Below are 20,747 nucleotides of genomic sequence, written 5' to 3' on the forward strand. Positions count from 1 at the left end.
TCTTATTTGTGCTTTTCGGCGAAGGCCTTGGTCACGAGGAACACCGCGCAGGGCGCCTCGCGCACCAGCTCCATGGAGGCGCTGCCCTGGAATAGCGAGCCCCAGAAATTGCGCTGGTGCGAGCCCGTCACGATGACGTCGGCGCCGATCTTGGCGGCATATTGGGCGACTTCGTCCGGCGCTTCGCCGTCGAGCATGACCGACTTGGCCGAGGGGGCGCGCTTCTCGGTCATCGCCTCGAGCTGCTTGACCGCGTCCGCACGGCCTTCCTTGTGCTGCTCCATGAGCGCTTCGGTGACCACGGACGAACTGGCGCCGAGCTCGGCGGAAAAGCCGGGCGTCGCCGTGGTCAGCGGCGGCCAGACGCTGACGATCTGCAGCCCCGCCCCGTCCTTATGGGCGAGACTGGCGGCGGCGCTGACCACGCCTTCGGCGAGATCGTCGTCGAGATCGATGGCGGCGATAATGGATTTGAACTGCATAGCTGCGCTCCCTGGCCTCTAGCCTATATAAGCATCCTATTTTGCAGCTTAAACCGCCGCCGGCGCAATGACTTGATCGCGATCAAGAACTTAATCGCCAAGCAGGCGTTTCGGGTGCCGCCCGTCCACATAACCCATGAAAGGCGGATGAATGGAATAACCGAGGAGCTCCTGCGCCCGGACCGGCAGGGTCCGCGCGATGGCCGGGGGGACGGCGAGAGACATGTTTTCAAGGGGACGCGTCCAGCCCGGGCAATATTGCGGCGTGATGAGGAGGCGGTCCTGATCCGAGACATTGGCGCCGCCGCGGTGCCAGAGCGTCCCTTTGGCGACCATAAGAGAACCTGCGGGCATCACCGCCTTCACCGCATCGGGCCGGAAACCAGGATCCCCCTCGCGCTTGCCGGTCTTCGAGAAATCGTCTTCAGCGATGGCGCCTTCGATATGGTCCTCCGCCCACAGATGACTGCCGGGCAGGATTTCCGTGGCGCCGTTGGTCTCCATCGTGTCGGTGATCGCCCAGAAAGTCGAGACGCCAAGCGATGGCCGCGGGCGCGGCCACCCGCAATGACTGTCATCGAAATGCCAGGGCTGGGCGGTCTCGCCGGGATGGAGATTGATGGCGAGGCAGGCGGACAGAAGACAGTCCGGCCCCAGATCGGCCTCTGCGAAAGCCATGGCCAGGGGATGCGTCACCAGGTCCGCAAAGACCGGCGACTTCGCCAGCATGGCGTAAACACGGTTCGACTCCCGGCCTTCGAATTCGTTGCGCCCCCTGACGTTCTGATCGAGATAAGGCGCCAGCGCGGCCTTGATTGCGGCGAGTTGTTCGCCGCTCAGGACATTTTTGAATATGAGATAGCCCTCGCGGTCGAACTCCTCGCGCCAGTCATCGAAATCGCGCCCGCCGAGCCAGCGTGCGTATTCAACGGGTTGTTTTTCTTCAACAGCGCTCATCGCAACCTCTCCTGCACGCGATGATGGGACTTTTTGACGACAGGTTAAACCGCTTTCAGCAGTCCCTTTTCACGCGCCCAGACGAGCATGGCGGCGAGCGCCGGTTCGGCGGGCGCGGCGCGCCAGCCGAGTTCTCTCGCCGCTTTTTCAGAAGAAAACGACACCTGACGCCCCGCAAGGCGCACGCCGGTGAGCGGCGCTTTCGGCGGCTTGCCGGTAATTGCTGACACAATCCCCGTATCGACGGCGCCTGCGGCGAGCGCCACCCAGTAAGGCATTCTGGTTTTCGGCGCCGGACGCCCGGTCTGCTTTTCAATCATCGCAAGAAGCCGCGTCATGGGAATGTTCTCGCCGCCCAAAAGATAGCGCTCGCCCTTGCGGCCCTTATCGCGCGCAGCGATCAGCCCTTCGGCGAGGCTGTCGACGGGCACGAAATTCAGGACGCAGTCGATAAAGGCCGGCGTCTCGCCATTGGCGAAATCGAGGATCATCTGCGTCGGCGGCGTAATGACGTCATCGCCCGGCCCCAAAGGCTCCGTCGGCAGCGCGATGACCGCGTCGAGGCCCTCGCGCGCCGCCTGTTCGACAGCATGTTCGGCCAGCAATTTCGACCGCGGATAAAGTCCAAGCATGTCTTCCGGCGTCCAGCGGAGCGTTTCGTCCGCATTTGACGCGCCGATAGGAGTCTTTGCGCTGACCAGCGTCGTCAGGCTCGAACAATGGACGAGGCGCGCGCCAGCATCTTTAGCAGAATGCGCGACGAGGATCGTTCCCTGATGATTGACGAGATCGAACACCGTGTCGTCGCGCGCCGAGAGCTGGGCATTGCCGGCGAGATGAAAGACGGAGGAGGCGCCGGCCATGGCGCGCGTTACGGCGTCCCTGTCGGTGATGGACCCCTGCATGTCGTCTTCATGAACGGGCGCTGCAAGATCGAAACTGCGGACGCGCTCGCCTTGGGCGCGCAAGCGTTCAACCAGCGCCTTGCCCACAAAGCCGGCGCCGCCGGTGACCAGCGTCACGCCGCTCATGAAGCCGCCTGACAGACAAGCAGCCCTTCATCGGTGACCGATCCGGCGGCGAGGCCGTTTTCGGTTTCGATGGCGACGGTGGCGGCGCTGAACAGCGCGCCTTTGGGATCGTCGAACAGGATCTCGACCGCCCCCGTCTCCGGGTCCGCTTTGACGATGCGCGACGGCGCCGCGCCGAACCCGAATTTACGGGTCAGCATCAGCTTGAAAAGCGAGGGATGGGCCGCCGCGACGATGTCGCCGTCATCAGCGATCGTGAGATTGTCGGGTCCGCCGGGAATGGCGATGCGCCCGGTTTCCGCAAAGTCGTCGCCGAGGGTCAGGAGCGCGTCTTCGCGCGTCGCCGCCATCACGAGATCGCCATTTTGACGATGCGCGAGGCCGTTGGCGAAAAGCGCCTTGTCGAAAAGCGTCTCACCGCGGCGCGCAACGCCGCTGCGTTTCAGACCGAAGACGTTTTCAAACCCGGCGCCCAGCCCGCAGGAGCCATGATCGAAACTGGTCACGACCCCGTCTGCGTCCGCCGCCACATCATTGGCGGCGCAATGGGCTGCTTCCGCCACACCCACGTAAACTTCGCCATTGGCGCCGATGCGCCTCAGATGCGGCGTCATTGTCCATTTGCGCCCGTCGCGCCTGTAAGCGCGGTTGATGAAGACAAGCTCATGGTTCGCCGCATCGAAGGAAAGCCCGTGCGGATGCAAGCCCCCGGCGAAGTCCGCCGGACTAGCGAGCGACTCGGCTTTCAGCGCCTGTGTCTCAGGGTTGAAAAGATCGGCGAGCGCCACGGCGTAAAGCCCGCCCTGGGGCAGCGTCTCGCGTTTCTTGCGCGCGGCTTTTTCGACCGCGCGCCGGTCATAGGCGGAAATGAAAAGCCGTCCGTTTTCGGCGTCGAGGGCGAAATCCTCGGCGCCGCGCACCGCCGCGCCCGTCGCGGCGTCGATCAGCGAAACGCGGCGGCAGTCATCGCCCCCGTATTTCGCCGCGCCGATTTCCGCGCGCCCGCAGGCGGCGAGAAGCAACGCCAAAGCCGCGATTTTAAGCAGCGTCTTCCCCATGCGCCCCTTCGCCCTTCCCTTCATCGCCGGCGGGCTTTTCTTGTTTCCGGCCCGGCCGGCGATAATCCCATTTGTCGATGAAGGGCTTCAGACGCGCCTCTACTTTGGCCGCCGCTTCGTCGGAATAATCGAACTTATTTTTCTCGAAGGTCGCGACGGAGGCAAGATAGGCCTCGAATTTGCCCCTGGCCGCCTCAAAACCGGGCAGCCCCAGCCGGTCGTAGACTGTCTCCACCGACGCCATCGGATCGGCGTCTAGTTCGTCATAGCGCAGCTCCACAAGCTTGTCCGGCCCCATGCCTTCCGCATCGCGCAGATAATCGGTCATCATCCGCTCGTAAACGGAGAGGATGGTCTCGTCGATATCCACATGATCGTAGCCCTGCAGCGCGAATTCCTTCAAAAGTTTTTTATAGAAATTCCGCATAGAGACGAAAACGTCGTAAGGATTGCGGTGAATGTGGATGAATTTCGCGTCGGGAAACATGTCCTTCAGCATGGCGAAGCGGCCCGTATAAACCGGGTTCTTGATAAGGAGCGGCTTTTCGTCCTGATAGAGGTAAAGCTTCCTCAGGAAATATGAGAACTGCTTGCGCCAGCCGCGAATGTCGGCCGTCGTGCAGCCGTCGAAGAAAAGGCCGCGCGTTACGTTTTCGGCGAACGCCTTCGGAAAATAGATGCCGTGATAGAACGAGACTTCCGACATGTTCGCGATGGCGATCTCGTCTTCCTGCGGGCTCGTCGGCGTCACCGGAATATTGTCGATATAACGGTGCTTGGGGAGCGCGCGTTCGAGCAGCGGGTTGAAGACTTTTGCGAGCCCGAAAAGATCCCAGGGCAGGCCCGTCGCCACCGGCGGCACATAGCCCCACTCGCCGCTCTCGCACATGATGTTGTAGAGATGGGTCGTGCCTGAGCGCCAGTGACCGAGAATGAAGACCGGCGCCGGCATGTCTTCGAGTTTCGGCAGCTTGCCGTCCATAATCAGCCGCTCGGCGGTGGAAAACGGCCAGCGCGCGAGCGCCGAGAGCCCGATCGCCGCCCCTTGAAGCGGGTGGCTGGGCAGGCCCGACCGGCCCATCACCGTCGCCAGAGTGCCGGGATTGGCTCCGCTCAGAGGATGCGCCATGGAATGTTTCGCCTTTCAGCCTGTTAACGCTTCAGAGCCGGGGTCGAACTGCCAGCAACCCTGTGAGGAAAGAGGAAGATCAGACGTTCCTTTCCACGCCACGATGCGAGGCCGGCTCTGCTCTTGAAGGAGAAGAGCCTTGGCGGCATCGGGTCTTCGGCTAGCGAACGTCTGTCCATCCGGTTCCTCACGGCGTTGCGAACTTTTGAGCCGGGCTCTGGACGGGCATAGCGCACCCCGCCCGCCCCCGCCAAGCTGAGGAGACCGGGAGGACCGCCGGAAAATCGCCGCAAAGCCGTTGAATACCCTCATTTCGGCGGAAACGCCGGCCTCCCGGGCCTATTTGCAGCACATGGTTAACCATGGCGTGACAGGCTGCGCAGAAACACTCCATGGAGGGAGCGGCCGGGCCCCGCACCGGGGCTGCGGGTCAGGCGTGAATTGAGCAAGGACATGTTGCGTTTCCAGCGGCGATCATACTGGCAAGCGGCGGTTTTCTGCGGCCTTGCCGCGAGCCTCATTCCCGCCGCCAGCGCGCCCGCCTTCGCCGCCCAGGGGGAGGAGGACGAGGCGGCGCCCGACCTCTCCTATTCCACGAGGATCGAAGGCGCGCCCGAAGGGCTTAAGCCGAAGCTCCAGTTGATCTCCGATCTGGTCAAAGGCAAGCGCGACTATCCAACCGCTGCGGCGCTGCGCCGCGCCGCGCGGCGGGATATAGAAGCTTTCGACGAGGCGCTGAGCGCCGCCGGCTATTACGCCGGCAAGGCCGATTTCGAGCTGGTCTATCCAGACGGCGGCGGCGACCCGACGGTCGTGTTCAAGATCGCGCCCGGCGAGGCTTTCAAGGTCGTCGAATATGAAGTCCTCTACAAGGACGAAGCCGAAGGCCGGCCGCAAACCTTGAAAGAGGCGAAAATCAAGACAAGAGGCAAGGCCGACGGCGCGAGTTTGCGCGCGCATCAGGAAGCCTTCGTCACCTATCTTCTGAACAACGGATTTCCCGAAGCGCAAATTGTTGCGCGCCGCGCCATCGCCGACTTCGAAAGCGGCGAAGCTCACGCCGTCTTCGTTTTCCAGAGCGGTCCCAAAGCGCAATTCGGCAAGCCGCGCGTCAATGTCGACGGCAAGTCCGACCCGTCCTTCATTGCGCGCATGAAAACCTGGGAAGAAGGCGAGGAGTTCGACCGGGAGAAACTGACCGCCTATTACGACCGTCTCAGCAAGACCGGCCTTTATTCCAAAATCGACGTTCATGCGGGCCCGCTCGACGAAAACGGCGCCGCGCCGATCGTCGTCAATCTCGAAGAGCGCAAGCAGCGCACCATCGGCGCCGGCCTTTCCTATTCCACCTCGGAAGGCCCTGGCGGGCGCCTGTTCTTCGAACATCGCAACATGTTCGGCCATGGCGAAAACGGCCGCCTTGAATTTCGCGGCTCGGAAATCGAGCAGTCGGCCAATGTGAAGCTCTCCCGCCCCCTGCCCCGTCTGGGCGGCGAGGCTTTCGGAAACGCCGCCTTCACCAATGAGACGACCGACGCCTATAATGCGCGCTCACTCGAGCTGTCCGCCGGGCTTTCGAAGAAATGGCTCAAAGACAAGCTCGAAACCCGCGGAACGCTTGCGCTTGAAACCTCGAATGTGCGCAACAATGGCGAGGAAGAGCGGAATTATCTGGTCTCAACGCCCTTGTCGGTGATCTGGAATTCCGAAGACGACTTACTCGATCCGAGCAAAGGCTTCCGCGCCGCTTTCACCGTCGCGCCCTACACCGGGTCCAAGAGCTTTACGCAGATGGATTTCTCGACCCGCGGGCGCGTCCATATCGGCAAGAACGATCTTGTGACCCTGGCGGCGCGCGCCGCGCTCGGCTCCACTTACGCGATCGACTTCGCCGACCTGCCGCTCAACAAGCGCTACTATGCCGGCGGCGGCGGGTCGGTGCGCGGCTACAGCTACCAGGAGGCCGGCCCGCTCGACGCCGACAACGATCCCATCGGCGGGCGCTCCAAAGTCGAAGGCGCCTTCGAGGCGCGGGTCAAGGTGATCAAGAAAGTGCAGCTCGCCGGCTTCGTGGACGCCGGCTCGGTTTCGACCAAAGCGGTTCCCGATTTCACCGATGAATATTTCATCGGCTATGGCGGCGGCGTGCGCTATCTGACGCCGATCGGGCCGATCCGCGTCGATGTCGCCTTTCCCCTCGACAAGCGCGAGACCGACAGCGACTTCCAGATTTACATCGCGCTGGGGCAGCCCTTCTGATGCGCCATGCGATCGTCATATCCCTCGTTGCGCTCGGTTCCGTCATCGCCGTCGTCATCGGCGCGTGGATCGGACTCTTCCACACGCCGCCGGGACGCGAGTTCCTGGAGGAAATCGTGGAAAGCCAGCTCGGCGGCGCGCTTGACAGCCGCGCGGATGTCGGCGCGCTCAAGGGCGGCCTGCCCGGTCATATCATTCTCGACGGCGTCGCTCTTTGGGACCCGACATCGCCTGACGATGCCGATCCCTGGCTTTCCGCAGAAAAGCTCGAGCTGAGATGGCGGCCTTTCGCCCTCCTCCGTAAACGGATTATCATCGACGAGGCTGTGCTGACCGGCGCCGATCTGAAAGGCGCGCCGCCGGAAGGCGAAACGCAAAACGACGAGGCGCGGCAATTCAAGATTTTCGGCGAGGCGCCGCATATCGACATTCGCCGTCTCGTCGTCGACGGTTTCACGGCGCGCGTGAACGGCGTCGAGCGGCGCATTGACGGCGGCGGCGCAGTGCGTCTCGACGGCCCCGAGATTGCGCTGGCGCTCAATCTCTCAAGCCGGGACGGCGCCGACGAGGCCGACATCCTGTTCGATAAATCGCCCTCGCAAGGCCATTTCAAACTGGATGCAACGATCAAGGGCGCGCCCGGCGGCGCCTTGACCACGCTCATCGGGCTTGAAGGCCCACTCTCCCTCCATGCGGCCGGCGACGGCCCGGTCAATGAAGCCCCCATGACCATCGCGGGAGCCATCGGCGGTTATGGCGATATCGAAGCGCAGATCGTCGCGAATTTCGACGGCTTCGACGGCGCGGACATCAAGCTGAGCCTCGCGCCCGGCCCCCGGCTCAATTCGGTCACCGAGCTGTCGGGGCCGGTGGCGCTCGATGCGCGCTATGACGTGAAAAACCGCGGCGGCGCCCTCGCCATTCGCAAGCTGACCTCGGCGCTGGGCGAGATCGAAGGCGGGCTCCGGTGGCGCGCGCCGCGCGGCTTCGTCGACAGGCTGAATGTGGAGGTGAAGGCCCAGCTCGCCGAAGACTACCGCCCGGAGATTCAGGAGATCGCCGGCGATGAGCTCGCCCTCAAAGCCGTGCTCGACTGGCGGCGCGACGACTACGCCTTGAAAGGAACGCTCGCCGGGCCGCTGGCGACGCTCACCCTTGAAAACGGCGCAACGGATCTGCGCCATCTGATTTCCGGCGATGCGAGGCTTGAGGCCGGCCCCCGCGACAACGCGCCTGTCTGGCTTGAAGACGGCTTTGTTTTCGAAGCCGGCCTCGACGCCGATTTCGAAACCCGCGCAGAGTTCACGAATGCGCGCTTTGAAACCGGCGGCGGCGCGCGCTTTACGGGCGCCGGCGCTTACGGCTTCGAAGACGACTCGCTCGCCCTGAAAGGCGACATCATCCTGCCGGCGGAGGTCGCCGAAAAACTGGCGCCGGGAACGGATTTTTCCGGCGCCGTGACCGGCGACATCGATCTTTCCGGCCCGCTCGATCTCTTCACGCTCAACACTGCGTTCGAAACGCCCGCCATCAAGATGAACGACAGCACGCTGCCGCCGATGAATGCGCAGGCGGCGCTGTCCGGCCTGCCGCGCTATCCCAATGGCGAGGTGAAAGCGCGCGCTGCGAACGATGCGCCGCGCCGCCTCGAGGTCCGGTTCCGGTCCTCCGAGGACGGAACGGTTCGGCTCCCGCAACTGCTTTACGCCGGGCGCGGCTTTGAGCTCAAAGGGACCGGGCGCGTGGAGCCCGACCGCCAGACAGTAAATCTCGACCTCGCCTATGAAGGCGACAAAGACGCCGAGCCCTGGCCCGGCGTGAACGCCGCCGGCGATCTTGCGATCAAGGGCGTTCTTTCCCGCGAAGGCGCGCTCAGCAAGATGCAGGCGAGCGCCGGCAGGCTGCGCGTCAACGAGATAGCGGTCAGCGGCGCCGAAGCGACGGCCGAAGGCCCGCCCGGCGCCATGGAGCTCACCGTTTCGAGCGACAGCGTGACGACGCCCCAGGCCGGCGCGATCACCGGGTTTTCGGCGCGCGGCCAGTTCAATGCGCGCGGCGCGCCGACCCTGACCCTCACCGCCTTCGAGGCGGTTATCCGCGACAACCGGGCGGAGCTGACAGCCCCGGCCCGGTTTGATTTCGAAGACGGCGTCGATATCCGCAATCTGCGCATGAATTGGGGCAAGGACGGCGTCATTTCCCTGGACGGCGGTTTCAGCGAAACGCGCTGGCGCGCCGACGCGGCGTTCACTAACGCCAATATTCCGGGCGCCGACAGTCAGGTGACGGCGACCGTCGCCCTCGACACGGAGGCCGAAACGCCCGGCCGCGGCGAATTTTATCTGCGTTCGCTGCTGGTCGCCGACGAGGAGGCCTCGATCGACGGCCGTCTCGTCTGGGACGGCGAAACCCTGCGCCTCACCGACCGCGGCGATGAAAAATCGCTCGAAATGGACGTGCGCCTGCCGGCGAAGCTGGTCAAAACGCCGGCGCTGTCGGTCGACACATCCGAAGAGCTCGACGGCCGGGTGCGTTATGAAGGCGACATTCAGGCGCTCGCCGCCTATATGCCGCCGGTCCTGCAAAGCGTCGAAGGCGATCTCGCCGCCGATTTCAGACTTTCCGGCACGCTCGAGGCGCCGGACCTTTCGGGCCGCGCCGATCTCGCCGACGGCGCCTATACGGAAATCGAATCCGGCTTTTCGCTCGACGGCCTGCATGCCGAGGCACAGGCCTCCTATGGCGGCGGGGCGAGCGCCCTGACCTTCAAAGGCGGCGCAAGTGGCGCCGGGCAGTCGCGCAAGGATACGATTACCTTCAACGGCGATCTGACGCTCGGCGAAGAGTCGAAGATCACGCTCGCGGTCAAGCTCGACGGCGCCGAACTCTCCGCCCATCCGGTGAACAAGGTGCGCGCCGACGGCGATCTTTCCTTGTCGGGGCCGCTCGGCGCCTTAAAGGCCGAAGGCGAGATCACCGTCGCCGAACTCGATGCGGAAATCGCCTCCCCGGAATCCACCGGCCTCGTCGATATCGAGGTCATCGCCTATAATGACGAACCCCAGGCGGCGCAGGAAACGGAAGCGGCGGCGTCCGAGCCCAATCTCGACTACGACATCCATGTGTCGGCGGACGACCGCATTTTCATTCGCGGACGCGGGCTCGAAAGCGAATGGTCGGCGGACGTCAACGCCGTCACCGGCCGCGAGGCGCCGCTGGTGCTCGGCTCGCTTTCCTTGCGCCGCGGCTGGGTCGATTTCTCGGGCCGGCGCTTCGACCTCACCCGCGGATCCGTCGACTTCGACCGGCTGGCGCCGAACAATCCGCGCATCGACATCCGCGCCGAACTGAGCACCGCCGACATCACCGCCGTCATCACCGTCTCGGGCCGGGCCGACGATCCCGATATCGAGCTGACGTCGACGCCTTCCATGCCGTCGGAAGACATCATGGCCTTCGTCCTGTTCGGCAAACCCGCCCAGGAGCTGTCGGAAACGGAATCGGCGCAGGCCGCGCTCGCCCTCGCCTCGCTCAGCGGCATCGGCCCGTTCGGCGGGGGCGGCGGCGGCATCACCGGGAAACTGCGCCGCGCGGTCGGACTCGATCTTTTGAATATCGATGTCGATCCGCAAAGCGGCGGCGGCTCGCTAACCGTCGGCAAATATGTGGCGGAGGGATTTTTCGTCTCCGCCAGTCAGGACGCGGAAGGCCGCAACGGCTCGGTCTCGGTCAAATACGAGATCACCGACAATATCGTCGTTGAAACCGAACTTGAACAGAACGGCGACCAGACCGTCTCGGCGAACTGGAAAAAGGATTTTTAGGGACGCCCCAAACCCGAAAGCGCCGCCCCCGTGAAAACAGGGACGGCGCTTTGGGATAGTTGTGTGGGGGACCGGCAGAATCGGCCCCGGGCCTTCAAAACGCAAATTACCAATCGGACACGAAAGCGCTCCAGGATTAACCTTTGGAAAGCCTCCGCCACAGATCTCCCAGCGTTTGGAGAACCGCCCTCCAAGCGCCGATCAGCGCTTGGAAAACCGGCCCGGAAACGTGATTAACGTTTCGAGAACTGGAACGAGCGGCGGGCTTTCTTGCGACCGTATTTCTTGCGTTCGACGGTCCGGCTGTCGCGGGTCAGGAACCCGCCCTTTTTCAGCACAGAGCGCAGGGACGGCTCGTAAAAGGTGAGCGCGCGGGCGATGCCGTGGCGCACGGCGCCGGCCTGGCCCGACGGGCCCGAGCCCGTGACAGTGCAAAAGACATCATACTGGTCGTTGCGTTCGGCGGCGACGAGCGGCTGTTTGATGATCATCTGCAGCACCGCGCGGCCGAAATATTCCGTCTGGTCCTTGCCGTTGACGGTGATCTTGCCGGCGCCCGGCTTGATCCACACGCGCGCCACGGCGGTCTTGCGCTTGCCGGTGGCGTAGGAGCGGCCTTGCGCGTCGATTTTCGGCTCGGGCAGCGCAGTTTCTTCCGGCGCGGCTTCAACGACGCCGGCTTCGGTCGCGACGTCTTTCAGGTCTTCAAGGGAAGTCGTGCTCATGGCTTAGGCTTCTTTCTTGTTCTTAACGTTCATCGCGGCGACGTCGAGCTTGACGGGGCTTTGCGCCTCGTGCGGATGCTCCGCGCCGGCGTAGATTTTAAGGTTGGTCATCTGCTTGCGGGCGAGCGGCGATTCCTTGGGCATCATGCGCTCGACAGCTTTCATGAGAACGCGCTCGGGATGCGCCCCGCCCAGGATCTTCTCCATGGTGCGCTCCTTGATGCCGCCCGGATAACCGGTGTGCCAGTAGAACTTCTTGTTCCACAGCTTGTCGCCGGTGAAGACGATCTTGTCGGCGTTGACGACGACGATATTGTCGCCGCAATCCACATGCGGCGTATAGGCGGGCTTGTGCTTGCCGCGAAGGCGCGTGGCGATGACCGTCGCGAGGCGGCCGACGACAAGGCCCTCCGCATCGATCAGGATCCAGTTCTTCTGCGCATCCGCTTCCGCCGGTTTCATGGCGTAGGTTTTCATTGGTCCAATCCTGGGGTCTTTTCCCGTAAAGGGAGCGGTTCGGTTGAATTCATGGGGCGGAACGCCGCGTTTCGGGCGCATCCCGCCGCTGGAAGCGCGGCAGGTACCCGTCCGGCGCGTTTGCGTCAACACCCTTCCAATAAATATATGGAAATCAGGGCATTATTTATGAGGTATTTTGATACCTCATTGTCAAGCTGAGCAAACCGTCATCGGCTCAGCCTTGACGGCGCCAGGCGCGCAGCGGACAAGGACGCCAAGCCCGTAACCGAAAATAGGCCCCTATCATGCGTCTTGCCGCCCCTCTCCTCGCCGGACTTCTGCTTTTCGCCGCCGCTTGCGAGCGCGAAGCGTCCCCGCCGGGCGAAGCGCCGCAGGAAGCTCCCTCCGTCACCGCGCCGGTGAGCGACGAACTGCCGGGCCTGCCCGCGCCGGCGACCGGGATCGCCTTCTGGGATCACCCGACGCTTTCCTTTAACGGGCTGATGATCGTGGCGACGGAGGACGGCGTTCTCTCCTATTCCATGGAGGACGGAACGGAAGTCTCGCGCATCGACGGGTTTAACGCGGACGGCGTCGCCACGGGCTATCTCGGCCTCGGCGATGCGGCGGCAGGCTTCATCGCGTTTCTCGACGGCGACGAAAACACATTCCGGTTTTACGGCGTCGACAATCAGAGCCGCGCCTTCCTGCCGCTCGAGGCCGGCCCCGCCATTCGCGGCGCGGTGCGCGGTTTCTGTCTCGGCCGCGGACTGGGCGTCGCGGCGCCGTCGCTCTTCGTCATTCAGAAAGACAAGATCCAAGTCTTCAATCTCGCCGCCAGCGAAAGCGGCGTCGCCGTCGACAGCCAAACCGAAATCGCCGCGCCGGACAACCTCGTCAGCTGCGCCGTCGATCTCGACGGCGCGCTTCTCGCCGCGGCGGACACTGGCGACATCTACCGGCTTGCCGGCGATAACAGCTTCGCCGCGCCCTTCGCGAAAGGCCCGGCGGACCGGACCGGCGATCTCAGCGTTGTTCCCGCCGCCGGCGAAGAAGACGCCTCCGGCATTACAGGCCACCTCTTCCTCGCCGGCCTTGCGCAAGGCGAAGTCCATGTCTTCGACCGCGAAACCGGCGCCGCGCTGGGCTCGGTGCGGCTTATCGAGACAAGCTCGCTCCCGGCGGTCGGCGAAGCTGAGGTCTTCGGCGCGACCGGCGCCAATCTCGGCGCGCTTTACCGCAACGGCGTCATCGCCTTCGGCGTCGCCGAAACGGAAGACGGTCCGGCGATCCGCATCGCGCCGGCGAGCACGGTGAAGAACGCGCTTTCGCTGCCGCTCGGCGAGCCGGTCTCTCCGCGGGGCGAGGCGCCCACGACCGAAGACGGCGGACTTATCATCCCCGCCAACTTCGATCAGCAATAAGCGACAGCTCCCCCGTCAACTGTCATCGAATTCCGTGTTAGCCTCCCCCGGCTGCGGGCGCTCAGCCCGCTATAAGCAATCACGGGGAGTGAACTCATGACAGCACCGAACGAAGCAAAGCTGGAAGAGCTGGCCGGAAAGGTCATCGGCGATATCGCCGGCGCGACCGGCGTTCTCATGGCTTATCTCGGCGATCAGGCCGGCGTCTACGACGCCATGGACGGCGAAGGGCCGATGACGTCCGAAACACTCGCCAAAAAGACCGGCCTTAACGAGCGTTATCTGCGCGAATGGCTGAGCGTCAACGCCGCGGCCGGTTATGTCGATTATGACGCCAAGAACGAAACTTTCGCGCTGTCGCCGGAGCAGGCGACGATTTTCGGGCGCGAAGGCCAGCCCATGTGCATGCAAGGGTTCTTCCAGGCGATCGTTTCCCAGTTCGAATCTCACGAGAAAATTGTCGACACGTTCAAGTCCGGCAAGGGCCGTCCGTGGAGCGACCAGCCGCCCTGCTGCTTTTGCGCAACGGACCGGTTCTTCCGGCCCGGCTATGCGGCGCATCTCATGGATGCGTGGATCCCGTCTTTAACGGGCGTCAAGGACAAGCTCGAAGCCGGCGGCTCGGTCGCCGATATCGGCTGCGGCTATGGCAGCTCGACGATCCTCATGGCCAAGACTTTTCCGAATTCGACTTTCACCGGTTTCGATTTCCACGAACCGTCGGTCGAGAAAGCGCGCGAAGAGGCGGCGAAGGAAGGCGTCGCCAATGTGAAATTCGAAGTCGCCTCGGCAAAGGATTTTCCGGGGTCGGATTACGATCTCGCCTGCATCTTCGACGCGTTGCACGATATGGGCGATCCCGTCGGCGCGGCGGCGCATATCCGCGAAACCCTGTCGCCGGACGGCGTTTTCATGCTGGTCGAGCCCATGGCGGGCGACAAGCTGGAGGAAAACCTGCATCCGCTGGGCCGCATCTTCTACGGCTTTTCGACGACCGCGTGCGTGCCCGCCTCGCTGGCCCAGGAAGTGGGTCTCGGGCTCGGCGCGCAGGCGGGCGAAAAGCGCCTGACGCAAGTCCTCAATGAAGCGGGCTTCACGAAAGTGCGCCGGGCGAGCGAGACGCCCACCAATATGGTGCTCGAAGCGCGGGCCTAAGAGCCTGACCGAAAATGCAGCAAGCTTCCGAGAGGAGGCGTAATCGGACGTTCGCTTGCCAGGATACGATGCGCATCAGGCTCTTCGTTCTAAACAATGAGAGCCCGAGGAGCATCGGGTTCGCGCTGGCGGACGTCTGACCGTCAGGCATGAACGCATTTTATTGAATTTTCGGGCGGGCTCTCAGCCCGTTTGGCGCCATGGGCGGCGTAAAGCGCCGTTGCGAAAACGATCAGTGCGCCGGCCTGGTGCAAAAGGCCGAGCGCGATCGGCGTCGCGGCGATAACGGTCCATATTCCTAAAAGGATCTGCACGCCCAACGCTGCGAGAATGAGATGCGCGCGGTGTTTATAGGCGCCCTTGCGCGCAGCGAGATAAAACCAGACGGCGCCGGCGGCGAGAAGATAAGCGCCGATGCGGTGATTGAACTGCACCGCCGCCATGGTCTCGAAAAGATCGTGGAAGGTGGCGGGGGTGTTGAAATACCCGTCCGGGAAAAACTTGCCGTCCATCAGGGGCCATGTGTTGAAAGTGCGCCCTGCGCGCAAGCCCGCCACAAAGGCGCCGAGCACCATCTGAAGAAAAACGCCGGCCGCGAGCGCCATGGCGCCAAGCTGCAGATTTTTGGAAACCCCGATTTTCTTTTGCGGCCACAAATCGAGCGCCAGCCAGAACATCGCCGCGAAGAGCAGGACGGCGAGCGACAGATGCGCCGCAAGCCGGTACTGGCTGACATCGATGCGGTCGGCGAAACCGGACGTCACCATCCACCAGCCGAGCGCGCCCTGCATCCCGCCCAAGACAAAAAGTCCCCCCAGCTTGACGGAAAGATCGCGCGTCAGCTGTTTCGTCGCGGCGAAAAAGATCAGCGGCAGGAGGAACGCGAAGCCGATAATGCGCCCGAGCAGCCGGTGGCCCCATTCCCACCAGTAAATCCGTTTGAACTCGGCGAGACTCATCCCGAAATTGACCTGGGCGTATTCGGGAATGGTCTTGTATTTCTCGAATTCCGAAAGCCAGTCCGCTTCGCTCATGGGCGGGATCGCGCCGGTGACAGGCCGCCATTCGACGATGGAAAGACCGGAATCGGTGAGCCGCGTCGCGCCGCCGACGATCACCATGGCGGCGACGAGCCCGCACATGAAGAACAGCCAGAGCGCGATGCGCCGATTGCTGCGGGAGGCGCCGGGCGCGGCGCTGTTTGGCGCGGGCTGGGAAGACGTGCTAGAGGCCATGGCCGTCCTTTAGGGCATTCCCGCCCATTTCGCACGCGGCGCTGCGTCGCGGCCTCAACAAACGGTCCCGAATGAGCCCGCGCATCAAGAAGCTGATCGGCTTTCTCGCCTTCCTGCCGGCGCTAATGCTGTATTTTTTCGCAGCCGCCGCGCTCGGCGAATATGTCCCGAATAACCAGCTTCTGAAAGCCCTTTACTTTCTCGTTGCGGGCGTCGCCTGGGCGTTTCCGGCCCGTTACGCGATGCAATGGATGGAAGCCGAGCCCCGCAAAAAGAAGGGCCTCGATAGTTAAAGCCCCGCAAAGGTTAATCTGGCAAGCCGGTTGCAAGTCCCTCTCGCGAGACCCGCCTTTTGGGTATGGGCGGCGAAACGGGGACCCAAGATGAGCGCCTTCGATGCAAAGCAGCGGACCTACCGCCACCGCAACGAGATCTGCGTCACCTTGCGCATGTCGACCAGCGAGGAGCCGGTGGCGGCCACCGTCTTTGCGAGCCTAGGCGAGCGCGCCTCCGACCTGTTGAACGATTCCCGCGCCTTTATCCCGGTGCGCCTTGCCTCCGGCGAGACGATGATCATCGCCAAAAGCCAGATCGCCTCGATCACAGAGAAAGAAACCGAAGCCCAAGACAAAAAGAAATCCAATCTGCACGGCGAAGACTTTTCCGGCGAGCCGAAGCTTGAAGAAAAACCCATGAAGCCGTTCGACGCCTACGCCGCTCTGCGCGTCGCGCCGTCGGCGTCCGATGAGGAAATCCGCAGCGCCTACAAGGCGCGCATGAAAGCGGTGCATCCGGACCGCCTGTCTTCGCTCGGCCTCGACGAAGAGATCGCGAAAGCGGCCGTGCACGCCTCGCAAAAAGTCAATTACGCCTATCAGAAAATCATGCGCGAACGCGGCGCGACGCAGACCGACCGCGTGGCTTAAAGCTCAGCTCTTCCGGCAGTTATACTGGTTCCATTCGGGCTGGCTGGCGCAATCGGGCAGGTCCGGCCCCTGATTGCGCGAGGCGACGAACGCCGCAAGCGCGATCAATAGCACGCCGATGACAATCAAAAGCCGGTAGGAAGGATGTTGATGACCGCCCATGAGATGGTCTTCTTCCTCCTCTTCTTCGTCTTCCTCGTCGTCGGTCTCGATGATGACTTTCGCGAAAGACGGCGCCGGTTCGGGCGGGCGCGCGAAGGACGGCGCATCGTTCTGCGCCTCAGGACCGGCGTTCGAATTCGGAATGGCGAAATCGGGCGTCGCCGTATCGGGAGCCTTGAATTCCTCTTCTCCGCCGGCGCCGGGTAAGCTGGACGGGCCGAAGGATTTGGTCTGATTGTCCGGCGGAACCGCGTCCGGAAGCCTCGGTCGGCTCATCTACTACGCCCCCATTACTCCTTTGGAGAGCCTATAGCACTCATCCGGCGCTGAAAAGTTTGCAGGCTCATATTCGCGTTAAACGCAATATCCGCGAGCCCGCACAACCCTCTGTATTCCGGCGGGTTTCCCCGGAAAATTGAGACGGCGCCTCAACCGAAGATATATGTGATCACGTCAGGGCGCATCAATACGGTCAGCACGACGCCGGCGATCGCGCCGGCGAGATGCGCCTCATGAGCGGTCTTGCCGCCGAAGCGGCCCATCATGTTGGCGGAAATGAGAATGTAAAAGACGCCGTACAGGATCGCCGGGATGCCGATGGGAATCAAAAAGAAATAGATCGGCGCCAGCGGATAAAACAGACAAAAAGACAGAACGACGCCCGAAACCCCGTCCGACGCCCCGAGCGAGGTATAGGCGTAATTCTTCCTGTTCACATAAAAGGAGACGATGCCGCTCGCCAGCACCGCGCCGAAATAGACCACCAGAAACCCGTCCGTACCCAGAAGTCTTTCAACCTGGGGCCCGAAAAACCACAGGGTCATCATGTTGAACAGGAGATGGAAATAGTCGCCATGCAGGAAGGACGAGGTGAAGACGCGGTAATGCTGCTTCGCTTTCGCCAGCGCGCCGACATTGAAGGCGAAAGAACCGACAAAACCCCGGTCAAAGGAAAGCCCATAAATGCTGGCGACCAGATTGGCGATAATCAGGGCGTAGGTGGCGGGCGCGCCGGGAAGTTCCATGGCTGTTTTCGGTCCCGCTCTTTTCTTACGCCGCCGCCGCTTCGTCCGGCGTCAGCGTCTTCATGGCGAGGGCGTGGACGGGGCCGGAAAGCTCTTCGCTGAGAAGACCGTTGACGAGGCGCTGGCGGGCGACGCGGCTCAAGCCCTCGAAAGCGGCGGAAACGATGAGGAGCCGAAAATGCGATTCGCCCCCTTCCGGCGCGCTGGCGTGCCCCGCATGGAGGTGGGATTCGTCGATCACCTCGAGCCGCTGAGGCGCGAGCCCCTTGGTTAATTTCTCATGGATGGAATCGGAAACCGGCATGGGCCCAGAAACGACATAACAGCCATAGACGTCAAGATTGTGTCAAGACGCAACCGCCCCCATATTGCCCCGATGTCTGAGAGAAATTACAAGCCCCGCCTCGGTTTCGACATTCGGGTCAAACCGCCCGGCCAGGAAAAGAAGAAGAAGACCGCCTCCGCGGCGCAGTCGGGCGAAGATCCGTCCAAACACGACTGCGCAGCGCCGGATTGCGAGTCGAAGGCCGCCTGCAGCCTGCCGAAATCCCCTCGCGAGCCGCGCGAGCGGATCTGGCTGTGCATGGCCCACGCCCGCGAGCACAACCGCAGCTGGAATTATTTCGAGGGCCTCTCGGAAGGCGAGGCCCAGAAAGTGCGCGAGGCGAGCCAGTATGGCGACCGCCCGACCTGGTCTATGGGCAAGAACGACCGCGCCCGGGCCGCCGCCAACGCCCGCGGGCCGGCGGATATGGAGGATAGCTTCGGCGTCTTCGGCAAAGAGGCGAAGGTCCAGACAGAGACCCGCGGCCATTATCGCGGCGGCAAGCGGCTGACCAAGCTGCAGGTCAACGCCTTCGACACCATGGCGCTGTCCTATTCCGCCTCTTCCGGGGAGATCCGCCGCCGCTATGCGGAGCTCGTGCGCCGCTTCCACCCGGATTCCAATGGCGGCGACCGCAGCGCCGAGCAGCAGCTCGCCGAGGTTGTGAAGGCCCACCAGATCCTGAAAAAGGGCCAGTTCCTCTAGCCCCAAGCCTTTACAGAGCCCCGCGGCGCCGCCATTTGTGGCGCCTTAGAGCCTTGTCATGGCGTCCCTTTCAGGCGAGGGTCCGCCCGCAAGTGCAGTGCAACAAACGAAAGCCGCCGCTATGGCCGAAATGACCGACGAAGAATTCATGGACGCGCCCGACAAGACCGTCTCCGCCAAGGAGGTCTTCGGCGTCGCCATGGATATCGATATCCCCGCCTTTTCGAAGCCGAACACCTATGTGCCGCCGCTCGACGAGGCCTACCGGTTCGACCCGGAGACCACCATGGCGATCCTCGCCGGATTCGCCAGGAACCGCCGGGTCATGGTCCAGGGCTATCACGGCACCGGCAAGTCGACCCATATCGAACAGGTGGCGGCGCGCCTTAACTGGCCCTGCATCCGGATCAATCTCGACAGCCATGTCAGCCGCATCGATCTCATCGGCAAGGACGCCATTGTCGTTGAAGACGGCCAGCAGGTGACGGCGTTCAAGGAAGGCATCCTGCCCTGGGCGTTCCAGCGCCCGGTGGCGCTCGTCTTCGACGAATATGACGCCGGCCGCCCGGACGTGATGTTCGTCATCCAGCGCGTGCTCGAAGCGGAAGGCCGCCTCACCCTCTTGGACCAGAACAAGGTCTTAACGCCGAACCCTTATTTCCGGCTCTTTTCGACGACCAACACCATCGGGCTTGGCGACACGAGCGGCCTCTATCACGGCACGCAGCAGATCAACCAGGGCCAGATGGACCGCTGGTCCATCGTGACGACGCTCAACTATCTCGAACATGACGAAGAAGCGGAAATCGTGATCGCGAAATGTCCGCTTTACGATTCGAAAGAAGGCCGCGAGGCGATCAACGCCATGGTTCGCGTCGCCGACATGACGCGCAACGCCTTCATCGCCGGCGACATCTCCACGGTCATGAGCCCGCGCACGGTCATCACCTGGGCGCAGAACGCCGAGATCTTCCAGAATATCGGCTATGCCTTCCGCGTGACCTTCCTCAACAAATGCGACGAGCTCGAGCGCCCCACGGTCGCGGAATTCTATCAGCGCGCCTTCGGCGAAGACCTGCCCGAAGCGGCGCCGCAGGTCTCCGTCGCGTAAAACAGGATGCGGCGTTTATCGCCTTTTGGCGGTTTTCGCGGCTGCAGTTTTTTCTTTTCCTGATCAGGCGGCGGGATTAGGCTGGCCTCATCCAAGTTTTGGCTTGAGGAGGCCTCTGCCCATGCAGCGCGTCTTCGGTTTTTCCGCCTGCATCGCGGCTTTCGCGGCGACCGCCCTGCCCGCCTGCGCGACCTCTCAAGTCCCGCAGCCGCCAATTGCAAGCTTCGGCGACTATCAATGCAACATTGACGAGACCGCCGGCGTCACCTCATCCGCCGAAAGCTATGACCTGGATCGCGCCCCGGCGGCGTTTGTGTTCTCCGCCTATGAGTCGCCAGTCACGCCGGAAGAGTTGCGCAAAGGCCCTTTACGCGGCCTAGACCGCGATCTCAGCGGAGAAACCGACCGCTACGAACCCGAGCCCCGCCGCATGTTCAGTGCAAGCATAACGCCCGACATTTTTGCTGCGCCTGCACAGGCGCTGCGCTCCGCCGATCTGCACGTCTTTCACCAGGATGGCGTCACCATCGCCTTTGAAAAAGATTTGTCGTTTATCGCCTATGGCCCCGCCGCCGAAGGCGGCGTCGCCGTTTACGCGGGATCCTGCCGGGCGCCGCAGCAGTGATGAGTGATGTTATATCACGCGGTTTGCGCTGCGGCGAAAAATATTCCGTGTACTGATATTTGTGCATATAGGCGTTGCATCTAAAAATTGATGAAATTTTAGCGCAATAAATTCCTTTAATTGCATCATT

At 62.8% G+C, this 20,747-nt stretch carries 20 protein-coding genes; 9 read left to right on the forward strand and 11 right to left on the reverse strand.

From position 1 onward, the window contains the following. Nucleotides 1-2: 2 nt before the first annotated feature. The 5 genes from CW354_RS21465 to CW354_RS21485 form a co-directional block, all read right to left on the reverse strand. Nucleotides 3-482 (reverse strand): universal stress protein, encoded by a 480-nt coding sequence (locus CW354_RS21465; RefSeq protein WP_104832152.1) that lies wholly within the window; start codon nucleotides 480-482, stop codon nucleotides 3-5. A 90-nt stretch (nucleotides 483-572) separates the two neighbouring features. Then, entirely contained in the window at nucleotides 573-1,439 is an 867-nt protein-coding gene (locus CW354_RS21470) for a phytanoyl-CoA dioxygenase family protein (RefSeq protein WP_104832153.1), read from the reverse strand. 44 nt (nucleotides 1,440-1,483) lie between these two features. Next, complete coding sequence (locus CW354_RS21475; protein WP_104832154.1) at nucleotides 1,484-2,470, reverse strand: NAD-dependent epimerase/dehydratase family protein; 987 nt, start codon at nucleotides 2,468-2,470, stop codon at nucleotides 1,484-1,486. Beyond that, a complete protein-coding gene (locus CW354_RS21480; RefSeq protein ID WP_104832155.1) occupies nucleotides 2,467-3,528 on the reverse strand; it encodes a hypothetical protein in 1,062 nt (353 codons plus the stop codon). Before CW354_RS21480 ends, CW354_RS21475 begins: the two co-directional genes overlap by 4 nt. Continuing rightward, complete coding sequence (locus CW354_RS21485; protein ID WP_104832156.1) at nucleotides 3,509-4,657, reverse strand: sulfotransferase family protein; 1,149 nt, start codon at nucleotides 4,655-4,657, stop codon at nucleotides 3,509-3,511. Before CW354_RS21485 ends, CW354_RS21480 begins: the two co-directional genes overlap by 20 nt. Before the next feature lie 453 nt (nucleotides 4,658-5,110). Between CW354_RS21485 and CW354_RS21490 the strand changes: the two genes are divergently transcribed. Continuing rightward, entirely contained in the window at nucleotides 5,111-6,916 is a 1,806-nt protein-coding gene (locus tag CW354_RS21490; protein WP_104832157.1) for an autotransporter assembly complex protein TamA, read from the forward strand. Continuing rightward, on the forward strand, nucleotides 6,916-10,740 hold the full coding sequence (locus tag CW354_RS23600; RefSeq protein ID WP_104832158.1) for a translocation/assembly module TamB domain-containing protein: 3,825 nt from the start codon (nucleotides 6,916-6,918) through the stop codon (nucleotides 10,738-10,740). The genes CW354_RS21490 and CW354_RS23600 overlap by 1 nt, the downstream gene beginning before the upstream one ends. Before the next feature lie 233 nt (nucleotides 10,741-10,973). On the opposite strand, the gene rpsI is transcribed toward CW354_RS23600, so the two are convergent. Beyond that, the gene (gene rpsI / locus CW354_RS21500) at nucleotides 10,974-11,465 is read right to left on the reverse strand and encodes a 30S ribosomal protein S9 (protein ID WP_104832159.1); all 492 of its coding nucleotides are present in this window, start codon (nucleotides 11,463-11,465) and stop codon (nucleotides 10,974-10,976) included. Nucleotides 11,466-11,468: 3 nt separating this feature from the next. Next, nucleotides 11,469-11,942, reverse strand: coding sequence for a 50S ribosomal protein L13 (rplM, locus tag CW354_RS21505; RefSeq protein WP_104832160.1), 474 nt, complete (start codon nucleotides 11,940-11,942; stop codon nucleotides 11,469-11,471). Nucleotides 11,943-12,229: 287 nt separating this feature from the next. Here rplM and CW354_RS21510 point away from each other — a divergent pair, with 287 nt between their 5' ends. Both CW354_RS21510 and CW354_RS21515 read left to right on the forward strand, forming a co-directional pair. Further along, nucleotides 12,230-13,348 (forward strand): hypothetical protein, encoded by a 1,119-nt coding sequence (locus CW354_RS21510; protein WP_104832161.1) that lies wholly within the window; start codon nucleotides 12,230-12,232, stop codon nucleotides 13,346-13,348. Between the two features lie 96 nt (nucleotides 13,349-13,444). Continuing rightward, a complete protein-coding gene (locus CW354_RS21515) occupies nucleotides 13,445-14,503 on the forward strand; it encodes a class I SAM-dependent methyltransferase (protein WP_104832162.1) in 1,059 nt (352 codons plus the stop codon). A 143-nt stretch (nucleotides 14,504-14,646) separates the two neighbouring features. Here CW354_RS21515 and CW354_RS21520 read toward each other — a convergent pair whose 3' ends face one another. Continuing rightward, on the reverse strand, nucleotides 14,647-15,738 hold the full coding sequence (locus CW354_RS21520; protein ID WP_104832163.1) for a COX15/CtaA family protein: 1,092 nt from the start codon (nucleotides 15,736-15,738) through the stop codon (nucleotides 14,647-14,649). Nucleotides 15,739-15,809: 71 nt separating this feature from the next. Here CW354_RS21520 and CW354_RS21525 point away from each other — a divergent pair, with 71 nt between their 5' ends. Both CW354_RS21525 and CW354_RS21530 read left to right on the forward strand, forming a co-directional pair. Then, nucleotides 15,810-16,031 (forward strand): DUF2842 domain-containing protein, encoded by a 222-nt coding sequence (locus tag CW354_RS21525; protein WP_104832164.1) that lies wholly within the window; start codon nucleotides 15,810-15,812, stop codon nucleotides 16,029-16,031. Between the two features lie 90 nt (nucleotides 16,032-16,121). Beyond that, the gene (locus tag CW354_RS21530; RefSeq protein ID WP_104832165.1) at nucleotides 16,122-16,664 is read left to right on the forward strand and encodes a J domain-containing protein; all 543 of its coding nucleotides are present in this window, start codon (nucleotides 16,122-16,124) and stop codon (nucleotides 16,662-16,664) included. A gap of 3 nt (nucleotides 16,665-16,667) precedes the next feature. On the opposite strand, the gene CW354_RS21535 is transcribed toward CW354_RS21530, so the two are convergent. The 3 genes from CW354_RS21535 to CW354_RS21545 all read right to left on the reverse strand — a co-directional run bounded on the left by CW354_RS21535 (nucleotide 16,668) and on the right by CW354_RS21545 (nucleotide 18,155). Continuing rightward, on the reverse strand, nucleotides 16,668-17,102 hold the full coding sequence (locus tag CW354_RS21535; protein ID WP_104832166.1) for a hypothetical protein: 435 nt from the start codon (nucleotides 17,100-17,102) through the stop codon (nucleotides 16,668-16,670). A gap of 152 nt (nucleotides 17,103-17,254) precedes the next feature. Beyond that, nucleotides 17,255-17,851, reverse strand: a complete 597-nt coding sequence (locus CW354_RS21540) for a rhomboid family intramembrane serine protease (protein WP_104832167.1) — start codon at nucleotides 17,849-17,851, stop codon at nucleotides 17,255-17,257. Nucleotides 17,852-17,876: 25 nt separating this feature from the next. Next, entirely contained in the window at nucleotides 17,877-18,155 is a 279-nt protein-coding gene (locus CW354_RS21545) for a BolA family protein (protein WP_104832168.1), read from the reverse strand. 72 nt (nucleotides 18,156-18,227) lie between these two features. On the opposite strand from CW354_RS21545, the gene CW354_RS21550 reads away from it, so the two are divergent. The 3 genes from CW354_RS21550 (at nucleotide 18,228) to CW354_RS21560 (ending at nucleotide 20,617) form a co-directional block, all read left to right on the forward strand. Then, nucleotides 18,228-18,881: a J domain-containing protein gene (locus tag CW354_RS21550; RefSeq protein ID WP_165793892.1), complete on the forward strand. Its 654-nt coding sequence runs from the start codon at nucleotides 18,228-18,230 to the stop codon at nucleotides 18,879-18,881. 121 nt (nucleotides 18,882-19,002) lie between these two features. Continuing rightward, nucleotides 19,003-19,992, forward strand: a complete 990-nt coding sequence (gene cobS / locus CW354_RS21555; protein ID WP_104832170.1) for a cobaltochelatase subunit CobS — start codon at nucleotides 19,003-19,005, stop codon at nucleotides 19,990-19,992. Between the two features lie 121 nt (nucleotides 19,993-20,113). Then, nucleotides 20,114-20,617: a hypothetical protein gene (locus CW354_RS21560; protein WP_104832171.1), complete on the forward strand. Its 504-nt coding sequence runs from the start codon at nucleotides 20,114-20,116 to the stop codon at nucleotides 20,615-20,617. The last annotated feature ends 130 nt before the right edge of the window (nucleotides 20,618-20,747 follow it).

This window comes from Hyphococcus luteus (assembly GCF_002943565.1).
In the GTDB taxonomy this organism is placed as follows: Bacteria; Pseudomonadota; Alphaproteobacteria; order Caulobacterales; family Parvularculaceae; genus Hyphococcus; species Hyphococcus luteus.